Annotated in this window: 18 protein-coding genes and 1 riboswitch; of the genes, 8 read left to right on the forward strand and 10 right to left on the reverse strand. The window is 42.0% G+C overall.

Features of this window, described 5'->3' with window-relative positions:
* Window positions 1-31 precede the first annotated feature (31 nt).
* Window positions 32-1174, reverse strand: coding sequence for a DUF445 domain-containing protein (locus JOC94_RS09805; RefSeq protein ID WP_205179246.1), 1143 nt, complete (start codon window positions 1172-1174; stop codon window positions 32-34).
* Window positions 1175-1595: 421 nt separating this feature from the next.
* Between JOC94_RS09805 and JOC94_RS09810 the strand changes: the two genes are divergently transcribed.
* From JOC94_RS09810 to JOC94_RS09820, 3 genes are all read left to right on the forward strand, one after another.
* Entirely contained in the window at window positions 1596-2921 is a 1326-nt protein-coding gene (locus JOC94_RS09810) for a YheC/YheD family protein (RefSeq protein ID WP_205179248.1), read from the forward strand.
* A 14-nt stretch (window positions 2922-2935) separates the two neighbouring features.
* On the forward strand, window positions 2936-3151 hold the full coding sequence (locus JOC94_RS09815) for a YheE family protein (protein ID WP_077112260.1): 216 nt from the start codon (window positions 2936-2938) through the stop codon (window positions 3149-3151).
* A 75-nt stretch (window positions 3152-3226) separates the two neighbouring features.
* Window positions 3227-3424 (forward strand): hypothetical protein, encoded by a 198-nt coding sequence (locus tag JOC94_RS09820; protein WP_205179250.1) that lies wholly within the window; start codon window positions 3227-3229, stop codon window positions 3422-3424.
* A gap of 25 nt (window positions 3425-3449) precedes the next feature.
* Here JOC94_RS09820 and JOC94_RS09825 read toward each other — a convergent pair whose 3' ends face one another.
* Window positions 3450-3695 (reverse strand): hypothetical protein, encoded by a 246-nt coding sequence (locus JOC94_RS09825; RefSeq protein ID WP_205179252.1) that lies wholly within the window; start codon window positions 3693-3695, stop codon window positions 3450-3452.
* Between the two features lie 215 nt (window positions 3696-3910).
* Between JOC94_RS09825 and JOC94_RS09830 the strand changes: the two genes are divergently transcribed.
* Window positions 3911-4117, forward strand: coding sequence for an alpha/beta-type small acid-soluble spore protein (locus JOC94_RS09830; RefSeq protein ID WP_077112254.1), 207 nt, complete (start codon window positions 3911-3913; stop codon window positions 4115-4117).
* Window positions 4118-4183: 66 nt separating this feature from the next.
* Here JOC94_RS09830 and fumC read toward each other — a convergent pair whose 3' ends face one another.
* The 3 genes from fumC to JOC94_RS09845 form a co-directional block, all read right to left on the reverse strand.
* A complete protein-coding gene (fumC, locus tag JOC94_RS09835) occupies window positions 4184-5569 on the reverse strand; it encodes a class II fumarate hydratase (protein ID WP_205179253.1) in 1386 nt (461 codons plus the stop codon).
* Between the two features lie 103 nt (window positions 5570-5672).
* Window positions 5673-7754, reverse strand: coding sequence for a transglycosylase domain-containing protein (locus tag JOC94_RS09840; RefSeq protein WP_205179254.1), 2082 nt, complete (start codon window positions 7752-7754; stop codon window positions 5673-5675).
* 456 nt (window positions 7755-8210) lie between these two features.
* Window positions 8211-8411, reverse strand: coding sequence for a hypothetical protein (locus tag JOC94_RS09845; RefSeq protein ID WP_205179255.1), 201 nt, complete (start codon window positions 8409-8411; stop codon window positions 8211-8213).
* A gap of 357 nt (window positions 8412-8768) precedes the next feature.
* Here JOC94_RS09845 and JOC94_RS09850 point away from each other — a divergent pair, with 357 nt between their 5' ends.
* On the forward strand, window positions 8769-9908 hold the full coding sequence (locus JOC94_RS09850) for an ATP-binding protein (RefSeq protein WP_077112248.1): 1140 nt from the start codon (window positions 8769-8771) through the stop codon (window positions 9906-9908).
* A gap of 106 nt (window positions 9909-10014) precedes the next feature.
* Here JOC94_RS09850 and JOC94_RS09855 read toward each other — a convergent pair whose 3' ends face one another.
* Window positions 10015-10137 (reverse strand): YjcZ family sporulation protein, encoded by a 123-nt coding sequence (locus JOC94_RS09855; RefSeq protein WP_077112246.1) that lies wholly within the window; start codon window positions 10135-10137, stop codon window positions 10015-10017.
* Window positions 10138-10306: 169 nt separating this feature from the next.
* On the opposite strand from JOC94_RS09855, the gene JOC94_RS09860 reads away from it, so the two are divergent.
* Window positions 10307-12400, forward strand: a complete 2094-nt coding sequence (locus JOC94_RS09860) for a DNA topoisomerase III (protein ID WP_205179256.1) — start codon at window positions 10307-10309, stop codon at window positions 12398-12400.
* Between the two features lie 95 nt (window positions 12401-12495).
* Here JOC94_RS09860 and ribH read toward each other — a convergent pair whose 3' ends face one another.
* The 4 genes from ribH to ribD all read right to left on the reverse strand — a co-directional run bounded on the left by ribH (window position 12496) and on the right by ribD (window position 16394).
* Window positions 12496-12966 (reverse strand): 6,7-dimethyl-8-ribityllumazine synthase, encoded by a 471-nt coding sequence (gene ribH / locus JOC94_RS09865; protein WP_077112243.1) that lies wholly within the window; start codon window positions 12964-12966, stop codon window positions 12496-12498.
* Between the two features lie 18 nt (window positions 12967-12984).
* On the reverse strand, window positions 12985-14178 hold the full coding sequence (locus JOC94_RS09870) for a bifunctional 3,4-dihydroxy-2-butanone-4-phosphate synthase/GTP cyclohydrolase II (protein ID WP_205179257.1): 1194 nt from the start codon (window positions 14176-14178) through the stop codon (window positions 12985-12987).
* Window positions 14179-14650: 472 nt separating this feature from the next.
* Window positions 14651-15295, reverse strand: coding sequence for a riboflavin synthase (gene ribE, locus JOC94_RS09875; RefSeq protein ID WP_205179264.1), 645 nt, complete (start codon window positions 15293-15295; stop codon window positions 14651-14653).
* Window positions 15276-16394 carry a bifunctional diaminohydroxyphosphoribosylaminopyrimidine deaminase/5-amino-6-(5-phosphoribosylamino)uracil reductase RibD gene (ribD, locus tag JOC94_RS09880; protein ID WP_205179258.1) on the reverse strand — a complete coding sequence of 373 codons (1119 nt, stop codon included), beginning with the start codon at window positions 16392-16394 and terminating at the stop codon, window positions 15276-15278. Before ribD ends, ribE begins: the two co-directional genes overlap by 20 nt.
* Before the next feature lie 149 nt (window positions 16395-16543).
* Window positions 16544-16685, reverse strand: a riboswitch (FMN riboswitch).
* Between the two features lie 696 nt (window positions 16686-17381).
* Between ribD and JOC94_RS09885 the strand changes: the two genes are divergently transcribed.
* Together JOC94_RS09885 and JOC94_RS23535 are read left to right on the forward strand one after the other, a co-directional pair.
* On the forward strand, window positions 17382-18485 hold the full coding sequence (locus JOC94_RS09885; RefSeq protein ID WP_205179260.1) for a nitric oxide synthase oxygenase: 1104 nt from the start codon (window positions 17382-17384) through the stop codon (window positions 18483-18485).
* A 572-nt stretch (window positions 18486-19057) separates the two neighbouring features.
* Window positions 19058-19144, forward strand: a complete 87-nt coding sequence (locus JOC94_RS23535; RefSeq protein WP_139345660.1) for a putative holin-like toxin — start codon at window positions 19058-19060, stop codon at window positions 19142-19144.
* The last annotated feature ends 140 nt before the right edge of the window (window positions 19145-19284 follow it).

The following is a 19284-nucleotide window of genomic DNA, read 5'->3' on the forward strand; positions in this document are numbered from 1 at the left end:
ATTAACAACTCCTCCCTCATCGTTTAACATACTATGATGCAACTGTAACAATGATACCCTGTATGATTCCAATTACTCCCCCCAATATCGCTCCGAGATAAGTGATCATGACCAATTCTTTTTTAGCGATTAAAATGACAAGCTCTTCCAATCGTTTCAGGGAGAAAGATTCTATTTCGTTCCGAATAATGTCTTCTATTTGAAAACGTTCCAACACCTCGCCGGATTGTTTCGTCAAGTACTCCCCTGCGATGGACAGAAGATTCGGGAGGACAGATTCCTTTATTTTAGCCCGATAAGGGAGGACAAGTTCACTGATCGGCTTTTGTAAAATGTCATCCACTTTCACCATCTTTGCAGCCGTTTCTTGTAAAAATGAAATAGCTTTTTGATCATTTAAATGTTGCAGAAACTCATGCGCCTTTTTACGTTTAAATTTGGCTGTTTCTTCTTCCATGATGGAGACAAGTACTTGTTTTGTGTTTGGATGATGCAGAAATTTGTTCAACTCAGGCTGCACCTTTTCAGCAAGCTGTTCCTCACCAATAAACATTTGAATCAGGTTCCATATTTTCCCCCGGGTTTTGAAAAAGTTTTCAATCATGACAGTAATTTTCTCTTTGCCTTCCTCACTTGTAAAATACTCGCTCCCCTTTTGAATGATTCGGTCGGCAATAAGGGGAATGTTTTGCTGAAAAACTTCCAACCACTGTTCGGGAACGATCTCCATTAATGATTTGTCTTTATATTGTTGCTTTAATGAATAAAACTTTTTTTCAATTTGGGTATTCATATATACAGATATTTTTTCACCCGGGGCGAATATTTGCATGTGTTCCAACAATTCTTCCAATGTCATCCCTTTGTCAAGCCAATGAGATATCTTGTCATTGATCCAGATTTCCATTTCTTGTTTGAACGTTTCATCTGTCAATTTTTTATTAATGCTGTCGGGCGTGACTAAATGGCTGACGACAAGCCGCCCTATTTGTGCCGCCAGTTCCCCTTGTCTTTTCGGAATTAACCCCGGCGTAAACGGAAGCCTCCATTTCCCGATATAAATTGGATAAAACGGCCGAAACAGCATCCGAATGGCAAGAAAGTTTGTAAAGCCACCGATCACTGCTCCTATCACCATCATAAACAACACTAATATGAACCAATTGTTCATCATGCATCTCCTCCAACTATGCAAAAGCGTATAAACGATATAAACAAGCACTTTGGATTGGCCACGATCAGCATAAGCCTCTTCAACTGCTATAAGCGTGGTAACCCAGTGGTGGCAACGGTTTTTTCAATGACAGCTAGTCCGAAAAAAACTTGCCGGGGTCGATGATCCGCTTTTCCGACTAGCACACAAGCAAAAAATCAAGCAAGATATCTTGCAACTACCGGCGCACAGCATACAATGTCCGGCGCAACCGGATAGTGACCGATATTGTTTAGGCGAATATTCATATTTCTTTTGAACACAGACATTTACACTCACATACGATGATAAGAAAAGCGCCCACAAAAACCGGTCATGACCTGATTATAAAGAATGACCGCATACAAGGGCAAATATGGACGCTCCCAGGGAGGCTTCAGCAATGAAAAGACATTTTAAAATTGAGTTTTTTGAAGAGCCAAAGCTGGAATTGTATTACCCGAAGGATTTCACTTTTAAACAAAAACATCAATATGCGGCATTTGGTTCGGCTTTGGAAGAGGCGGTATTTCTAACACATCCGGATGGAAGGAACGTGGTCAGGATCAGTACAGGGTTGCGCGCTGCCCTTGAACTTCCGGATTTTATTTCCTCCATCAGTCTTTTTGAAAATGGGGAAATCTTATTTTTGGGACCGCTCATCGGTATTTACACGTCAGGCTTCACTCCGAAACAGCTTACACCAATTGGACCAAGATCCGACCTCATTGCAAGTTCAATGTCTGTTCATAGAGCGTTAGGAGCTGTCCCGTTTTTATTCGGGAAAGAGCATATTGACTGGGAAAACGGTTGTATCCACGGGTTTTTCCATACGGAGGAGGGTTGGAAAAAAAGTACGGTCCCTTTTCCAAGCATCGTAATGGATCGTCTGCCAAAAAGGTCCAGCGAAAATCGTCATAAATCAGTGTTATTAAAACAAAAGTTTGAAAATGATTATTTGATCTCCTGGTATCATCCCGGCTTTTTCAGCCAACTTGAACTGTATGAAAAACTTTACAATGATTCGCGGGCAGAGCAGTACTTGCCGGAAACGCATCCGTTCATCTCTTTTTCATCCGTGGGGCGCATGCTCGATGACTATGGCCATGTCTTTTTAAAAGGTGATGATGGCCATGCAGCTTGCCAGCTTCTTTATCACCCGAAAGAACGGTTATATTATTGCCGCTTATTCGATCAAACGAATAAACTTCTGAAATTCAAATCTCTTGAAGGCTTTTCAAGAAGGGTATACGGGAGAAAGCAATTGGAAAAATTCCTCGTTCAACAAGGTATTCGGCTCATTCGAAAAGAAAACAAAGCAGTTGATTTTCATGTTGTTGTAAATCACAATAATACATGGGAAGCGGATACAATCAAAGTAAAATACGCCTATGAACAAAACGGAACAAACGAACTTTCTTTTGAAGACGTATTTCAAGACGAAGAGGAAAGGAATAAAAATCTGGAAAAGCTTAAAAAGGCTGCCAGTGAAATTGCCAGTGCGATCGAGGATAATATCGGAGGAATACTTACAGGAATGAAATTGGAGCTGGGAATAGACCGTGATGGGCGCATTTGGCTGCTTAAAGCGGAGGAAAACTGCGATCCAGCCCTTTTTCCCCATCCGGAATTGGGTCATACAGATTATTTGACGAAACGGCTGGCTGGCGCCTTTTTGCTTCGTTCTAACAAAACACTGGAAAATGAACTGGTATTATCGAAACAATAAAAGGAGCGATACAGATGCTGCAACATTTTCAATACAGTCCGTTGTATCGGAATGAAAACATTCCCGGCTGGAATTTTTCTTTTTATTTTAACGGACAAAAATATGAAGGCATTTACAAGCAAAACGGAGGCATTGATTGGCTTACCCAAGCCCCCGATGCCAAAAGTGTGCAAAATATCGAGAAGTATATACACGATTTAATGCTTTATCATGTTTATGACCAACGCTAGCAGAAAACTGACATTCTTTTCTATGAATGATTTATCACATAGACTGCCGAAACTGTAAAAAAGGAGGTTTATGTGATGGATCAAAAAAACGGCCAATTTTTACCCGATACAAAATATGAAGGAAAAAATCAATCTTTTCTTGATATCGACCGCATGGTGAATGAGGGACTTGCGGGTGGAACAGTGTTTATGAGAAAAGATTATGTAAACATCGAACAGAGTACAGATTTTCCTCCCGAAGAATCGCCGGAAAACAATGAGAGTATGCCATAAAGGGCGCGGATATCCGTGCCCTTTTTTATGGATGATGAACCGTCAATTCTCGTTTGTTACCACAATAAGGGCAGATCAATAAGTGTACGCATTCCGGCTTCTCTGCATTATCCGGAACGCCATCCACGAGTTTATTCCAATCAATTTCCATATAAGGAGAATAATCGTCGTAGTAATCGTACATTTTTCCTTTATCCTTCATTTCCCCCTTACATAAGGAGCATTGATAAGACTCATCGCTCATTCCGTTACATAGTGGACAAACTGACATTTGGAAGCCACCTTTTTGATTACTTTTTGTGGCCGCGCTGAAATCATACATGTTTGATGCCAGGGAAAATTTCCCTTTTATCTACATGTATATTTTTTTCTTATGAAAACAAAATAGAAATACATTGGGTTGAGCTTAGTAGCTAACATGCATGTTTGTCGGTGCAATTCCGACTGACCCAACCAATTTATATCATACAATAAGGAGATGACAACATGGCTAACAATAACAGCTCCAACCAAATTTTAGTACAAGGAGCCGAGCAAGCGATTGATCAAATGAAGTATGAAATCGCTCAAGAGTTTGGCGTGAATCTTGGCGCGGACACTACCTCCCGTGCAAACGGATCTGTTGGTGGTGAAATCACCAAGCGTCTGGTTGCAATGGCGCAGCAGCAACTTGGTGGATTTTCCGGCCGATAACATGATAATAGGATGGATAAAAACCCCCTGGGAATGACCCGGGGGGTTTCAATTATTTTTTGTCCATTATTTCGGAAGGTTGACCATTTTGCTTGGATCAATCCATTCGTCATATTGCTGTTCTGTTACATAACCTGTTTTAATGGCGGCTTCTTTCAACGTTGTTCCTTCTTTAAAAGCCAACTTCGCGATTTCAGCAGCTTTTTCGTAACCGATGTACGGGTTGAGGGCTGTCACGAGCATTAGAGAACGGTTTACATTCTCATTAATGACCTCGATATTAGGCTCCAATCCACGTACACATTTTTCATCAAACGAAACCATGGCATCTGCCAGTAAATGAACGGATTGAAGGAAGTTGTAAATAATGACCGGTTTATAAACGTTCAATTCAAAGTTGCCCTGGCTCGCCGCAAATCCGATCGCGGCATCATTTCCAAACACTTGCACAGCCACCATTGTGAGGGCTTCACTTTGTGTCGGGTTTACCTTTCCAGGCATGATGGAGCTGCCAGGTTCATTCGCCGGAATAGCAATTTCTCCGATGCCGCTCCGTGGACCGCTTGCCAGCCAGCGTACGTCATTGGCGACTTTCGTCAAATCGGCGGCAAGGCCTTTTAGCGCACCGTGAACAAAAACAATTTCATCATGGCTTGTCAAGGCATGAAATTTATTGTCGGAAGATACGAATTCATATCCTGTTTGTTTGCTGATCTGGTTCGCGACTTTGTCCCCAAATTCGGGCTCCGCATTAATTCCCGTTCCGACAGCAGTTCCGCCAATCGCCAAGTTAAGCAAATGTTCCGCGCTTTCTCGAATCATTTTTTCACTTTTCTCTAACATGGCGCGCCAACCGCTGATTTCCTGTCCCAATGTAAGCGGCGTAGCGTCCTGTAAATGTGTACGGCCAATTTTGATAATGTCCATATACGCTTCTTCCTTTTCAAGAAGCGTCTGCTTTAATTGTTCCAATGCCGGAAGCAGTTCTTGATAAATGGCATGATAGGCCGCGATGTGCATGGCCGTTGGAAAAGTGTCGTTCGAGCTTTGTGACATGTTAATATCATCGTTTGGATGGACTTTCTCATCCGATCCCTCGCTCAACCACTCGTTGGCACGGCGCGCAAGCACTTCGTTAACATTCATGTTAGATTGGGTGCCGCTCCCTGTCTGCCACACAACAAGTGGAAAATGCTCGTCAAACTTTCCTTCCAATACCTCATCACAAGCTTTGAGGATAGCTTCTTTTTTTGTATCGGACAACTTGCCGAGCTTATTGTTCGCAATGGCAGCAGCTTTCTTCAATTGGACAAATGCCTTAATGACTTCCAGCGGCATTTTTTCATGGCCAATTTTAAAGTTCTCCTTGCTTCTCTGTGTTTGTGCTCCCCAATACTTGTCCGCAGGAACTTTCATTTCACCAATTGTATCCCGCTCAATCCGGAATTCCATCTTGTACATGCCTCCTCGTGTTCTTTAACAACATGTATTCTCTCATAAAACGCCAAAAATTTCATCTTCCGTGTTTAAAGCAGAAAAACTGGACTTGAAACGTTTATTGTTCTTTCAGCCGCCGGTACGTATCCCTTAGTTTTTCTTCAAGTTTTTCCAGATGACCTTTTCCTTTTTCCAGATGCTCCTTCCATTTTTTGGCTTCTTCCTTCATTTTTTCGTCAAACTGATCAAGCTTTTCCTTTACGGATTGTTCCTCTTTTCGTTTTTCTTCTTCTAACCGCTCATTAACAGAAGGTATATCAAATTCTTCTTGTTCCACATGGGGAAGCGCATTTGCCATCATTTCCCGGAAAATAGGAACAACAGTTTGGCTGCTCGATCCCTTTAGATAATGGTTTCTGTCAGTAATATCATATCCGAGCCAAACAGCTCCAACTAGATTAGGGCTGTACCCCACGAACCACTGGTCTTTTGTGCCGTTTCTAATTTCTGGATATGGCAGCTGGGTTGATCCGGTTTTTCCGGCAATCGAGTAGCCTTCTACTTTTGCATTTCTGCCCGTTCCGGTTTCTACAACATTCTGTAAAATGGCCGTCATTTGTTTAGCCGTTTTTCTGCTTGTCACACGGGTTGTTTTTGGTTTGAATTCAGCTTCAACATTGCCGGTGGGACCGACAATTTTTGTAATGATGTGGCTTTCCATCCTTTTTCCGTCATTGGCAAATACAGAATATGCTTCAGCCATTTGGCGCGGTGAATATCCCGTAGTCGTTCCCCCCAACGCGAGACTTAAGTTTTTATCCTCTTCTTTGATCGTCAAGCCAAACTTTCGGGCTGCTTCTACCCCTTTTTCCAGGCCAATTTCATTTAAAAGCCAAACCGCCGGAACATTTAATGATTGCTCAACGGCTGTATAGAGGGGAACTTCACCTGCATATTGGCCGTTAAAGTTTTTCGGTGTGTATCCGTTAAATGACATACCCTCTTCATCTTTCAACATTGATTCGGCCGTATACCCTTCTTCAAGCGCCGGCGTATATACGGCCAGCGGCTTCATGACAGATCCAGGCTGCGCCTTTAGTTGAGTAGCACGATTATAAGCCCTGAACGTATGCTTGCCGCGCCCCCCGACAAGCGCCCGGATACCGCCTGAATTCGGGTCAAGAAGGATGGACCCGCTCTGAGCCAATGTTCCATCGGAACTCGACGGGAAGATGGCATGATTGGCATACACCTTTTCCAAGCTGGCTTGGAGGTTTTGATCCATTTGCGTATAGATTTTATATCCCCTCGTCAAAATCTCGTCTTGGGTCAATCCATATTTGTTGATCGCTTCATTGAGAACAGCATCCACATAATATGGATACTTTCCTTTCAATGGATCTCCTCCCTTATCATCCAACACAATCTTTTCTTTACGGGCTTTTTGATAATCTGACTTAGAAATCATTTCAAATTCGAGCATTTGTTTTAATACTAGATTTCTTCGTTCTATCGCCCCATCAAAGTTTTTATAGGGATCAAGGGCGGTTGGTCTGTTTACAATGCCAGCCAGCATGGCCGCTTCACTTAAGGTGATGTCATCCACATCTTTTCCAAAATATTTTTTCGATGCGTTTTGCACACCCCAGGCACCGCTGCCAAAATACACTTGATTCAAATACATTTCCAATATTTCATCTTTCGTATATTTCTTTTCGATTTCAATCGCCAGAAATACTTCTTCCAATTTTCTTTTATAGGTTCTTTCAGGTGACAAGAGAGCGTTTTTCGTCAACTGCTGTGTTAACGTACTTCCTCCCGCCCGGATTCGGCCGGACAATAAATTTTGGAAAAAGGCGCGCATAATTCCCCGGACATCAAACCCTCTATGATCATAGAAGCGGTGGTCCTCAATGGCGACTATCGCGTCTTTCAAATGATCGGGCACTTTACCGATTGATACGCCTTCTGTCCGATTGGCGGATATTTTGCTGGCCTCATCGCTATCTTTGTCATAAATCACGGTAGCTTGAGCCAACCCTTGCTTTAAAGACTCGACATTCGCCGTGTTGGCCAAATACGCAAAATAAGATAATCCTATCAATATGAATAATGATACGAGCAATAATATAATTTGGTTTAAATGGGCTTTTTTCCATAGTTTTTTAACTGCAGCCCATAGTTTGTGAAAAAGTTGCATTCTTTTATCCCTTCTTTCTTCCACACCCATGCTACAGTAACCCATCTTCTAATATAAAGTTTTTTTATTTGAAAAGCCATTCCTTTTTTGTTGGCTAATCAGCAATATTTAGGAAAATACAACAAGTAAAAGAGGCGTACCCAATTTATTCCATTAGATACGCTCAAGGCGCAAGTCTACGCGCAAGAAGGACAAAACTCATTGCAAGCCGGTCTTTTCAACCACCTGAGCATTGTCGGCTTTGGATATGTTTTTCGGAAACTACTCCAAGCTCGCAGCAATTTCCGCTATCGCACTTTTCAATTTCTGTCGCTTCGCCGGCCATCGCCAGGCAAGCAGCCTTGTTACTTCACATGCACACCAATCTTCCTGTTTAATGAAGCTGGGGTGAATTACACATCGTCGGCATAAAAGCGGTTTGACTTTATATTATGTAACAATAAAAAAACAATCGGATCACCGATTGTCTACAGAATTTATAAGTTGGTCAACTTGAAGGTTTTGTTTCTTCAACCTTTCAATTTCTTCATCCATTGACTTCATATACATATACACAATTTGCCTTGTCTTATCATTAGCTCCGATGATATCCAAATGCTTCATACATTTTCGAATGGCTGGATGCTGCCGTCTGTTAGGTTCATGTTCATTTTTCATGACCGGTTTCACCCCGCGTGACAAGATTGTGCCTTGTCCAATTTTATACTGTGGCTGATCCGAGCATTCGACACCATCATGATTTTACTTGCATAAAAATTAAGCAAATTGGCTGGGAAACGTTGATACCATTATTATAAATGACTTGGGAAAATTAATATATAGGCATATATCCCTGCTTTATAAAATGATACAATGGACATGGAATCCTGTTCTTTATAAAGAAAAAACTTGCAACATTTTGTATGAAGAATGAATATTTTGCCGAATAACGAATAATAGTCTTATAAAGTATTATTTTTTTGATAGAGCTTTTTATTTTCTAGTTGTTATAATAGTAGAGAGGTGAGTGAGGCTATGGATCAGCTAAAGGATGATGTGATATCTTATCTCCAAGAGAAAAAGACGACAATCCTCGAAAGATGGGATAAAAAAGCAATGCATCCGCCCGATCAGACCGGATCAGGACAATTAAGCACAAATAGCGTAGGGCGATTTATTTTAAAGGTAGCTTTGCATGGTCTGTCACTATCCAAAGCTGAACTGGAAAATTATTTGCAAGCCAACGCTTATAAATTGGCCAAGATTAAAATTAAGGATAATTTAGGGATTGAAACACTCGTATATAATGTCAATATGGCAAGAAACATGCTCGTGGATGAGCTATACAATTATCCTGCCCATCTAAAAAAGTTGGAACATATCTTTTCACAATTATTAAATATCATTGATCGATTCACATTTCATTTGATTTCCCACTACTGTGCCATAAAAAATCAAATGAATGAAGAGAAAAATCGCCATATTAATTCAAGTCACGAAGATCGCCTGACGTTACTCGGCCAGATGACATCCAGTTTTGTTCATGAATTCAGGAATCCGCTTACAACTGTTCAAGGATTCGTTCAACTATTGCGTGCCGAATACCCGGATCTCCCGTATATGGACATTATTTCGGCGGAGTTGGACCAACTAAAGTTCAGAATTACACAATTTCTTATGCTTTCCAAAAAGCAAGTGGTTGATCAAGAAAAAGTGGTCTTTTCCTTAAACGATTTAATGGATCAAATTTCTGCATTTGTTTATCCCAGGCTGCTCGAACTAAATGTTTCCTTAAAGCAAGAACTGGAACAAAATCTATTTGTAAAAGGGGTTCAAGAAGAAATTCGCCAAGTCATCATCAATATTATTTTCAATGCCATTGAGGTGATGGCGGCAGAGAGCTCCGAAGCAGTGATCCATATAAAAGGGTACAGAAAAGACGGGAAAATTGTTCTGGAAACATCCAATACAGGGCCTAAAATACCGGATCACCTGATTAAAAGCATTTTTGAGCCGTTTGTGACGACTAAGAAAACAGGAACTGGCCTTGGGCTTTATGTATCCAAAGAAATTATCGAAAAACATAACGGAAAATTATTTTGCCGGTCAAACGATGATTGGACTACTTTTACTATTATTCTCAATGCATATGATAAACAAGAAGGGTTTGACTAAACTTGGCAAAAGTGCAGACTGCCCCATACCTGCTGGGAAGTGAGGCAGTCTTTTTCCGGCAAATTATTTTATGAAGACAGTGCGGTAAACCGTCTCCACTTATATTTTAGTAACCCCAAGCAGCGCCGACAATAATCAACAAGATAAATAATACGACGATCAACGCGAAGCCTCCGCCGTAGCCAAAGCCATAGCCTCCAAAGCCATAACCGCATCCCCAGAAGCCCATGATCTTCACCTCCTGATTCGGGAATAAGGGAAAACCCCCTACACCATAAGCTATTCAAAAGCTTAGCTTTTGGATTGGGCGCTTCATTTATATACCATCAACTATTTTATCTTTCGTCTATTGATCGTTATACTAAGATATGAACCTTAAGTTCGAAGGGAGCACCATAATGAAATCACTCATACTAGCGGAAAAGCCCAGCGTAGCACGCGATTTGGCGCGTATTCTGGGCTGTAAAACAAAACAAAAGCATTATATAGAAGGAGAAAAGTTTGTCATTACTTGGGCACTAGGACATTTAGTGGAATTGAAGATGCCTGAAGACTATGATACAAAATATAAAACTTGGCGCATGGAAGACTTGCCCATTATCCCAGAGAAAATGGGCTTAAAAGTCATCAGACAAACAACAGCCCAGTTTAAAGGCATTGAGAGGCTCGCGAAAAGAAAAGACATGAAAGAACTGATTATCGCCACGGATGCCGGACGCGAAGGTGAACTTGTCGCCCGCTGGATTATCGAAAGAATCCGGTGGAATAAACCAATTAAAAGATTATGGATATCGTCCTATACAGACCGGGCGGTCAAAGAAGGCTTTCGCCGGTTGAAGCCCGCAAAACAATATGATTCACTATACAAATCAGCGGTTTGTCGTGCCGAAGCCGATTGGCTCATCGGCTTAAACGCAACCCGGGCCTTGACGACAAAATATGAAGATCCGTTATCCGCCGGTCGGGTACAAACACCAACATTGGCCATGATCTTAGACCGCGAAAAAGAGATCCAATCTTTTATTCCCAAACCATATTGGACCATTCACGCCCATGTCGGGACCTTAACAGCAATATGGGAAACAAATGGCAACAAAAACATTTTTTCAGAACAACAGGCCAAACAAATTTTCGAGAAAATAAAAGGCAAGCAGGCTCTCGTGAAAACGATCGAACGAAAAGAAAAAACAGAGCCGCAGCCCCTTCCCTATGATTTGACAGAATTGCAAAGGGATGCCAACAGACGGTATGGATTTTCCGCCAAAAAAACGTCCAACGTCTTGCAAAGCCTTTATGAGCAGCATAAACTCGTAACGTATCCACGAACTGATTCTCGTTATCTAACGACGGATTTGGCCGGTACTATGTCAGAAAGGCTCTCCGCTCTTTCATCCGTTTATAAAGAAGAAGTGCGTCATGCAAGGAAACATAGTGGGAGCGTATTGGCGAAACGGGTTTTTAATAACGAAAAAGTAACCGACCATCACGCTATCATACCGACAGAAGAAAGACCTTCCATGAATGATCTTTCTGTGGATGAGAAAAAGTTGTACGGACTAATTGCCACAAGATTTTTGACTCTTTTTTATCCAATCTGCCGATTCGAATCGGTGCGGGCAGTATTTGATATTGAAGGGGAATTCTTTACAGTCCAAGAAACCATTGCGGTTGATCCCGGCTTTAAAGTGATTTTGCAAGGCAATGAACCTACGGAAGCTTCCAACAGTTTGGCAGTCCTCAAACCTGGTAAGAAAATCTCTGTACGCGACGCCATGTTGAAGGAAAATATGACAGAAGCACCTCCCCGGTTTAACGAATCGGACTTACTTGCCCGAATGGAGAAATACGGTTTGGGGACACCGGCAACAAGAGCCGACATTATCGAAAAGCTTTTAAGTTCCGAAGTCATTGACCGCCAAAATAACCGGTTGTATCCAACTCCAAAGGGCAAACAGCTGATTGATTTGGTGAATGACGAATTGAAATCACCCGAATTGACGTCTAAGTGGGAGGCCGAGCTTGAGGCCATTGCACGCGGAAAAGGCAATCCAGGCGAATTTTTACAAAAAATAAGAAACCAAACGAAACGAATCGTAACAGAAATAAAACAAAGCGAAAAAAAATATAAAGCACATAACTTGACAGGGACAAAATGTCCGGAATGCGGCTCTCTTATGAAAGAAGTGAAAAGAAAAGACGGCCGGATGCTCGTTTGCTCGGACATCTCGTGCGGCTTTCGAAAACGGAAAGACCCAAAACTGTCAAATCGCCGCTGTCCGCAATGCCGCAAAAAAATGGAAATCCACCAGGGGAAGGCGGGTGCCTATTTTCAATGCCGCCGCTGTAATATTGTAGAAAAGCTGGAAAAACAGAAAAAAGCCGTGTCAAAAAGAGAGGAGCGGCAGCTTTTAAAAAAATATTCAAATGACGAATCGTTTGGGAACAGTTTGGCGGATGCGTTAAAGTCAGCCATGGAAGAGAAAGATGAATGAGATCACTGTCAAGCTCCTTGTCCGTAATTTTGGAGCTGACAAATCTTCTCATCTAAAAAAAGGCGGTGCCGCGCGGCACTGCCTTTTTTCAAATTCTACATGTCCATCGAGCTGTAGAGATTAGCCATTTCAATAGCGCTGACAGCCGCTTCCCATCCTTTGTTTCCCGCTTTTGTCCCGGCACGCTCTATAGCCTGTTCAATCGTGTCAGTCGTCAATACCCCAAAAATAACAGGTGTACCAGATTCCATTGCGGCGTTAGCAACTCCTTTTGCCGCTTCTGCACTTACATAATCAAAATGGGGTGTCGCCCCGCGAATTACTGTGCCAAGCGTAATAATGGCATCATAATCATTTGTCTTGGCCATTTTTTTGGCCGTTAAGGGAATTTCAAATGCACCGGGGACCCAAGCAATGGAAACATCGCCTTCGGAAACCCCGTGCCGTTTGAGCGCGTCCAATGCACCGGAAAGAAGTTTTCCCGTAATAAATTCGTTGAACCTGCCTGTCACAATGCCTATCTTCAAACCTGTCCCAACAAGATTTCCTTCAAAAACTTTACTCATTTAAGCCTCTCCCTTTTCTTAGAATAGCAACATATGACCCAATTTCTCAGCTTTTGTTTTTAAATATCTTTCGTTCTCTCTTTTCGTTGGCAACTGTATCGGTATTCTCTCAACAATGTCCAAACCCAATCCTCGCAAGCTCGATATCTTTCTTGGATTATTCGTTAATAACCGCACCTGCTTGACGCCAAGATCCTTTAAAATATGCGCTCCTATGGAAAAGTCACGCATGTCGGCGGGGAAACCGAGCTTTTCATTCGCCTGTACCGTATCATACCCTTCATCCTGCAATTGGTAGGCTTTTAATTTATTGACAAGCCCGATCCCTCTTCCTTCTTGGCGCAAATAAAGCAGTACACCGTTTTCCTCTTCAGAAATCCGTTCTAGGGCAGCCTCTAGTTGAGGGCCGCAGTCGCAGCGGCATGAACCGAACACATCCCCTGTTAAACATTCAGAATGCAAGCGGACAATAATAGGCCAATCGGAAGAAACATCCCCTTTTACAAGTGCCACATGTTCTTTCCCGTCCGTTTTATCTACATAACCGATCATCTTAAAATCTCCGTACTTCGTAGGGAGTTTCGTCTCCGCTTCCCGGCTCATCTCCGATTCTGAAAAAAGCCTGTACATGATTAAATCTTTTATTGTAATCATGACCAAGCCAAATTGGCCGGCCAACTTTTCAAGATCTGTAAGACGTGCCATCGTTCCATCGTCATTCATAATTTCACAAATAACGCCCGCCGGCTTTGCACCACATAATACAGCAAGATCCACCGCAGCTTCCGTATGTCCCGGCCGCTTTAATACTCCCCCGTCCACAGCTACGAGGGGAAATACGTGGCCCGGTCTGTTAAAATCAGCAGGTCTTGCGCCGTCTTCAAGCATTTTTAATATCGTTGTAGAGCGCTCAAATGCGCTGATACCTGTATGGGTGGAAATATGATCTATGCTGACAGTAAAGGCCGTTCCGAGCGGATCTGTATGTTCAAGCACCATTTTCGGCAAATTCAAATCGACCGCCAACTCTTTTGTAATCGGTGTACAGATAAGACCTCGCCCCTGTTTCGCCATAAAATTAATCACTTCCGGGGTCGCTTTTTCGGCGAGAGCAACAAAATCCCCTTCATTTTCCCGATCCTCATCATCAACAACGATAATCATTTTTCCTTTTTTCAATTCTTCCAATGCAGTTTCAATATCAGCAAACATATTTTCACCTCCATACTTTCTCCATTCAGAACTGATCAAATAAAGTGAAACTTCATTCAGTAGGGCTCCTACTGAATGTTAGTTGAACCAATCGGGCATTTAGGTGCCGTTTGCTCCCACTTAGACCTTTTGTATTCACTCAAGATTTTGAAAGGGGAGTCTTACGGCACCTTACATGCACACATGCTACAAATCGGAATACTAGCAACTTTTTTAAAATCCTTGCGACCTTTTTGGAATACTAGCTACTTGACTTCTTTTACTTTCGACTTTTACGAAATAGTAGCGGCTTGACTCTAATTACTAGCAACTTTCTGAAATAGTAGCGGCTTGACTCATTTACTTTCAACTTTTACGAAATAGTAACGGCTTGGCTCTAATTACCAGCAACTTTCTGAAATAGTAGCGGCTTGACTTACATAACTAGTCACTTGTCCAGATTACTAGCGACTTTCCCCTTGAAATACGGAATTTATAAAAAACCATTGTTGACAAGGGTTTCCATTGTGACACCCCTGTTTGATTGGCCTGTTTTGTTGAGCATATGAAAGACATATTTTGCAAGCATGTCACATTCTATATTTACTGGATCTCCAACCGCTTTTTCGGCCAGAATGGTTGCTGTTTGTGTATGCGGAATGAGGGAAATAGTAATGTTGTTTCCCTTCACGCCAAACACGGTCAATGAGGTTCCATCAATGGCAATCGAACCTTTATCATGAATAAAGGAATGACATGTATCGGGTACTTGAATCGTTACATACAACGCGTTCTCACTGCGCTTTTTCTCTATAATGGTACCTGTGCCGTCGACGTGGCCGCTCACAAAATGTCCTCCGAATCTGCCATCGGCTCTCATTGCCCGTTCAAGGTTGACAACCGAACCAGTCCGCAATTTTTTCAAGGCGGTGGCCATATACGTTTCAGGCATGATGTCGGCCGCAAAGGAATTGGCATCAAACTTAGAAACTGTAAGACATACACCATTGACAGCGATACTGTCTCCTAAATGAACATCTTGCAACACTGTTTTGGCTGCAATCATGATCGTAAAGGATGTAGAACCGTGTACCACCTTCGAAACAGTTCCAATTTCTTCAACAATCCCGGTAAATATCGTCTTCTCCCCCTTCCTTTGGCACAGCAATAATCTTAATGTCGGGACCTACTTTTTCAACCGCTTGGAACGCGATGGGGGTTCCTTCTTTTATCAGCTCTTTTGGCGTTCCGCCAAACACTGGGCGGCCTTTATCATCAGATAATATCCTTGGCGCCATATACATGATTATTTCTTGAAATGCCTGAGCCTGAATAAAAGAAGAATGGACCGTACTTCCTCCTTCAACAAACAATGAAGTAATTTGTTCTTCTCCCAGCCACGTAAGCAGTGAATCAATATGAATCATGTCTGATGGCATTCTTTTTACTTGTACACCCAGTTGTTCAAGAGCAACCTGTCTGCTTTGTTGAGCACCTTTCCCGCACACAACAATGACTGGGGCGACACTATCATGAAGCATATTGGCTTGCAAAGGTATGGTTAAAAGGGTATCTAACACAATTCGAATGGGATGTATTCCACCTTGGGGCAATCGAGTGGTGAGATGGGGGTTATCGGCCAGGACTGTGTTCACACCAATTAAAATCGCATCGTGGCGATGGCGATATTCATGAACATCCATCCGCGCCTCTTTTGAAGTAATCCATTTGCTGTTCCCGCTCGCAGCTGCTGTTTTTCCGTCGAAGGTAACAGCTGTTTTCAATGTGACGAACGGCTTTTTTGTTTTGATAAAATGAAAATAGTGTTTATACAAAGTTCGGGAAACATCTTCACATATTCCCGCCTCAACAAAAATTCCGGCATCGCGCAATTTGTCTGCGCCTTTTCCCCCAACAAGCGGGTTCGGATCAACACTCGCGATATAGACATTTCTAATCTTTTTGCGAATGATCAGGTTTGCGCATGGCGGCGTTTTCCCCGTATGTGAACAAGGTTCAAGCGTAACATACAGATCGGCTCCTTCAGCCTTGTCTCCCGCCTGCATAAGCGCATTTACTTCTGCATGCGGCTCTCCGGCTTTCATATGCGCTCCCATACCGATGATCCGGCCGTCTTTTACAACGACACAACCAACGGGCGGGTTCGGGCTTGTTTGTCCGATAACAGACTCGGCAAGCTGCAATGCCAATTTCATATAAAATTCTTTATCAGGCATGGCTCCTCCTTTCAAAATGACCATGATCTCGACGGAAAAGCCCCGAAACGATTTGTTTCGGGGCTTAAAAGAACAGCAAAGTTAACGTTTGGACAAAGCTTTTCCATAGAAAAATAAGCATGCTTACAAGCATGTTTTGTCCTAACGCCAGTTTCCTTCTCCCATCCAGACTATCACTGTCGGCTTTGGAATTTCACCAAATCCACCGTCTTGACACAAGACGGGTCACGGGCTAAGAGAGATCATCTCATCACCGCCGGTAGGGATTTTCACCCTGCCCCGAAGGAAAACTTATTCGAATTTTTATGATCACTGGTTTCTCCCTTTACTCGAAAGTGTTTATTATAAACATTTATGCGTTAGAAAAACGACCAAATGTCTACCAGTGATTTTACACTTTCGATTGGTTAAATTCTATCAGCATAAAAAAATAAAAGCAAGAGCTTTCTTGTCGGGGGTTTTCCGACAGCCTGTAAAAGCAAGAGCTTTCTTTCTCTTACTTCCCACCAAACCATTCAAAGAACGATTTTTTTGAAGCTTTATAAGACGTCCCACTTTAGCCACACTGAGTAGTTCATATATCAGGCGCCTATCACTGTTGAGGATGCTTCGGTTCTAACGCTTCTGGTAATTAAACAATTGCAATAGATAATCCATCTTAACATCAATTCTCATGAAATTCACCTTTATGAACACACACATTACCGTTCTGAAGTTCTTAAACCTTTTCTTTTAACCGTGCGTGATCGTCGTGTGCTCATTAAAAACATGTATAAATCACATAAAAAGCAAGTGAACGATTTTTAAGGCCTTGAACTGACGCCCCATTATGAATCGTAATAATACATAACTTTGCACTTTATTTATGTAAAAAAGGATCTTCCCAGTCATATCTATCGAATAAAAAGTTCACTAAATATGCATGTTATTTAAGTACTGCAATCATGTATTAGTGATAAACTAACTAGATGTATGGAGTTGATATGAATGATTCAGCATGTGAAAACACATCAATTACTCATGGAAGCAGCCCACTTTATAAATAATTGTTACAGTGAACTTGGGATTTCTAAAGAAAAGCAATTGAAACGAATTGAGGAAATAAAAAATGAAATAAACGCTACCGGAACTTATGTTCACAAGACTTTTGAATTAGAACACGGAGCCAAAATGGCGTGGCGAAATAGTAATCGCTGTATAGGGCGATTGCTCTGGAATAGGCTGCATGTTTTTGATGCGCGGCATGTACAAACAGCAGACGACGCCTATAAAACATTAATAAAACATATTGAATATGCTACAAATAATGGGAAAATCAGGCCTACTATCACGATCTTTGCGCCCCGAAAAAACGGAAAAAATCCAATCAGAGTTTGGAACCATCAATTAATACGTTATGCCGGATACAAAGAAGGCGATCAAGTAATTGGAGATTCAACGTCTATCAAATTGACCAACATGTGCGTAAAAATGGGGTGGCGAGGAAACAAAACCCCCTTCGATATTCTTCCGCTTGTCGTTCAAGAATATGGGGAAGAACCAAAGCTATATGAGATTCCCAAGGAAATGGTGAAAGAAGTTCCTATAACTCACCCGGAGCTTACTGGTTTTAGCAAGCTGGATATAAGGTGGTACGCTGTTCCCATTATTTCAGATATGCGTTTAGAGATAGGCGGAATTGATTATCCGCTGGCTCCGTTTAATGGTTGGTATATGGGGACCGAAATTGGAGCAAGAAACTTGGCGGATGAAGACCGTTATCATTTACTGCCAAAAGTGGCGGAAATCATGGGCTTGGATATTCAGTCCAACCGATCATTATGGATGGACAAAGCTTTAATTGAATTAAATATCGCGGTGTTGCATTCTTATGAAAAAGCGGGTGTCACGATTGTCGACCATCATACGGCAGCCAAGCAATTGAAACAATTTGAAGAAAACGAAATAAAAAGCGGACGCCCGGTCACCGGGGATTGGACATGGCTTATTCCACCAATATCTCCAGCAACAACTCATATTTTTCATAAACCTTATAACAACGAAATTTTAACCCCTAACTACTTTTATCAAGAAGATCCTCAAGAAAGCTAAACAGTCAATTTCCAACAATGAGTTGATTGAAACAGTTTGGGCTTTCCTATTTATTGTTGCTTTGAGAATTGTTTTTGACATGTGAAAATAATTGTGAATGAAAGGCCAGAAAGAATGGACGCTTTTTTAACGTGATGGTTCATGTGCCAAATGCTTTTTTTCAGTTGCCCATCCGCAATTTTCTAGATAACCCTTTTCAAAACATCCATAATCCCTCTAAGGACACATGTAGCAGGCAATGCCAAGTATACCCTAATGGGTGTGTGTCCTTATTTGGGGCTTCTTAAAAAAATGTTGGGGATGATTCTGTACGTTACGATTGCATTTACGGCAAGATTGGATTTATTCCCTGTAAAACAGGCTGAAATAACTGCTTCGGAAGCACCGCCTCTTTTTACAATTTATCCGAAGAACTCCTGTCTACATGCTGTTTATTGTTCAGCCGGATTTTTCAAAAACGAAATATTCACAAAAATGATTCTTCATGAGCAGAAGCTATGATATACTTTGATTGTACAATAGAAGAAGGCTCTCTCAAGGGTGGTCTGGCTCACTCCCGGTGAAAGGGGGTGATGCCATTGACGGTATTTGAAGCGCTGTCACTTATGATTGCTTTCGGCGCTTTGATCGCGATACTGTCCGAAGACAAAAAGAAATAGACCTCCCTTGAGCCCTCGACAAGTTTAGGGGATCGGTCTATTTCATGTAGACAATCTGAGCCGGCCGCTCTTGAAAGGGCGGCTATTGTACGAGGCCGCAAGTGTCGGCAACACTTGCGGTCCTTTTTATTTTACTTATG

The organism is Siminovitchia thermophila (genome assembly GCF_016909185.1).
In the GTDB taxonomy this organism is placed as follows: domain Bacteria; phylum Bacillota; class Bacilli; order Bacillales; family Bacillaceae_C; genus Siminovitchia; species Siminovitchia thermophila.

What these genes read in the sequence shown, in the direction of transcription:
- JOC94_RS09860 (WP_205179256.1), top strand. Translation starts at nt 10,307, where the DNA reads ATGAAATCACTCATACTAGCGGAAAAGCCCAGCGTAGCACGCGATTTG.
- JOC94_RS09825 (WP_205179252.1), bottom strand. Translation starts at nt 3,695, where the DNA reads ATGTCAGTTTGTCCACTATGTAACGGAATGAGCGATGAGTCTTATCAA.
- JOC94_RS09855 (WP_077112246.1), bottom strand. Translation starts at nt 10,137, where the DNA reads ATGGGCTTCTGGGGATGCGGTTATGGCTTTGGAGGCTATGGCTTTGGC.
- JOC94_RS09885 (WP_205179260.1), top strand. Translation starts at nt 17,382, where the DNA reads ATGATTCAGCATGTGAAAACACATCAATTACTCATGGAAGCAGCCCAC.
- JOC94_RS09845 (WP_205179255.1), bottom strand. Translation starts at nt 8,411, where the DNA reads ATGAAAAATGAACATGAACCTAACAGACGGCAGCATCCAGCCATTCGA.
- JOC94_RS09820 (WP_205179250.1), top strand. Translation starts at nt 3,227, where the DNA reads ATGGATCAAAAAAACGGCCAATTTTTACCCGATACAAAATATGAAGGA.
- JOC94_RS09815 (WP_077112260.1), top strand. Translation starts at nt 2,936, where the DNA reads ATGCTGCAACATTTTCAATACAGTCCGTTGTATCGGAATGAAAACATT.
- JOC94_RS09850 (WP_077112248.1), top strand. Translation starts at nt 8,769, where the DNA reads ATGGATCAGCTAAAGGATGATGTGATATCTTATCTCCAAGAGAAAAAG.
- JOC94_RS23535 (WP_139345660.1), top strand. Translation starts at nt 19,058, where the DNA reads ATGCCATTGACGGTATTTGAAGCGCTGTCACTTATGATTGCTTTCGGC.
- JOC94_RS09805 (WP_205179246.1), bottom strand. Translation starts at nt 1,174, where the DNA reads ATGATGAACAATTGGTTCATATTAGTGTTGTTTATGATGGTGATAGGA.
- JOC94_RS09840 (WP_205179254.1), bottom strand. Translation starts at nt 7,754, where the DNA reads ATGCAACTTTTTCACAAACTATGGGCTGCAGTTAAAAAACTATGGAAA.
- JOC94_RS09870 (WP_205179257.1), bottom strand. Translation starts at nt 14,178, where the DNA reads ATGTTTGCTGATATTGAAACTGCATTGGAAGAATTGAAAAAAGGAAAA.
- JOC94_RS09830 (WP_077112254.1), top strand. Translation starts at nt 3,911, where the DNA reads ATGGCTAACAATAACAGCTCCAACCAAATTTTAGTACAAGGAGCCGAG.
- ribH (WP_077112243.1), bottom strand. Translation starts at nt 12,966, where the DNA reads ATGAGTAAAGTTTTTGAAGGAAATCTTGTTGGGACAGGTTTGAAGATA.
- fumC (WP_205179253.1), bottom strand. Translation starts at nt 5,569, where the DNA reads ATGGAATTCCGGATTGAGCGGGATACAATTGGTGAAATGAAAGTTCCT.
- JOC94_RS09810 (WP_205179248.1), top strand. Translation starts at nt 1,596, where the DNA reads ATGAAAAGACATTTTAAAATTGAGTTTTTTGAAGAGCCAAAGCTGGAA.
- ribD (WP_205179258.1), bottom strand. Translation starts at nt 16,394, where the DNA reads ATGCCTGATAAAGAATTTTATATGAAATTGGCATTGCAGCTTGCCGAG.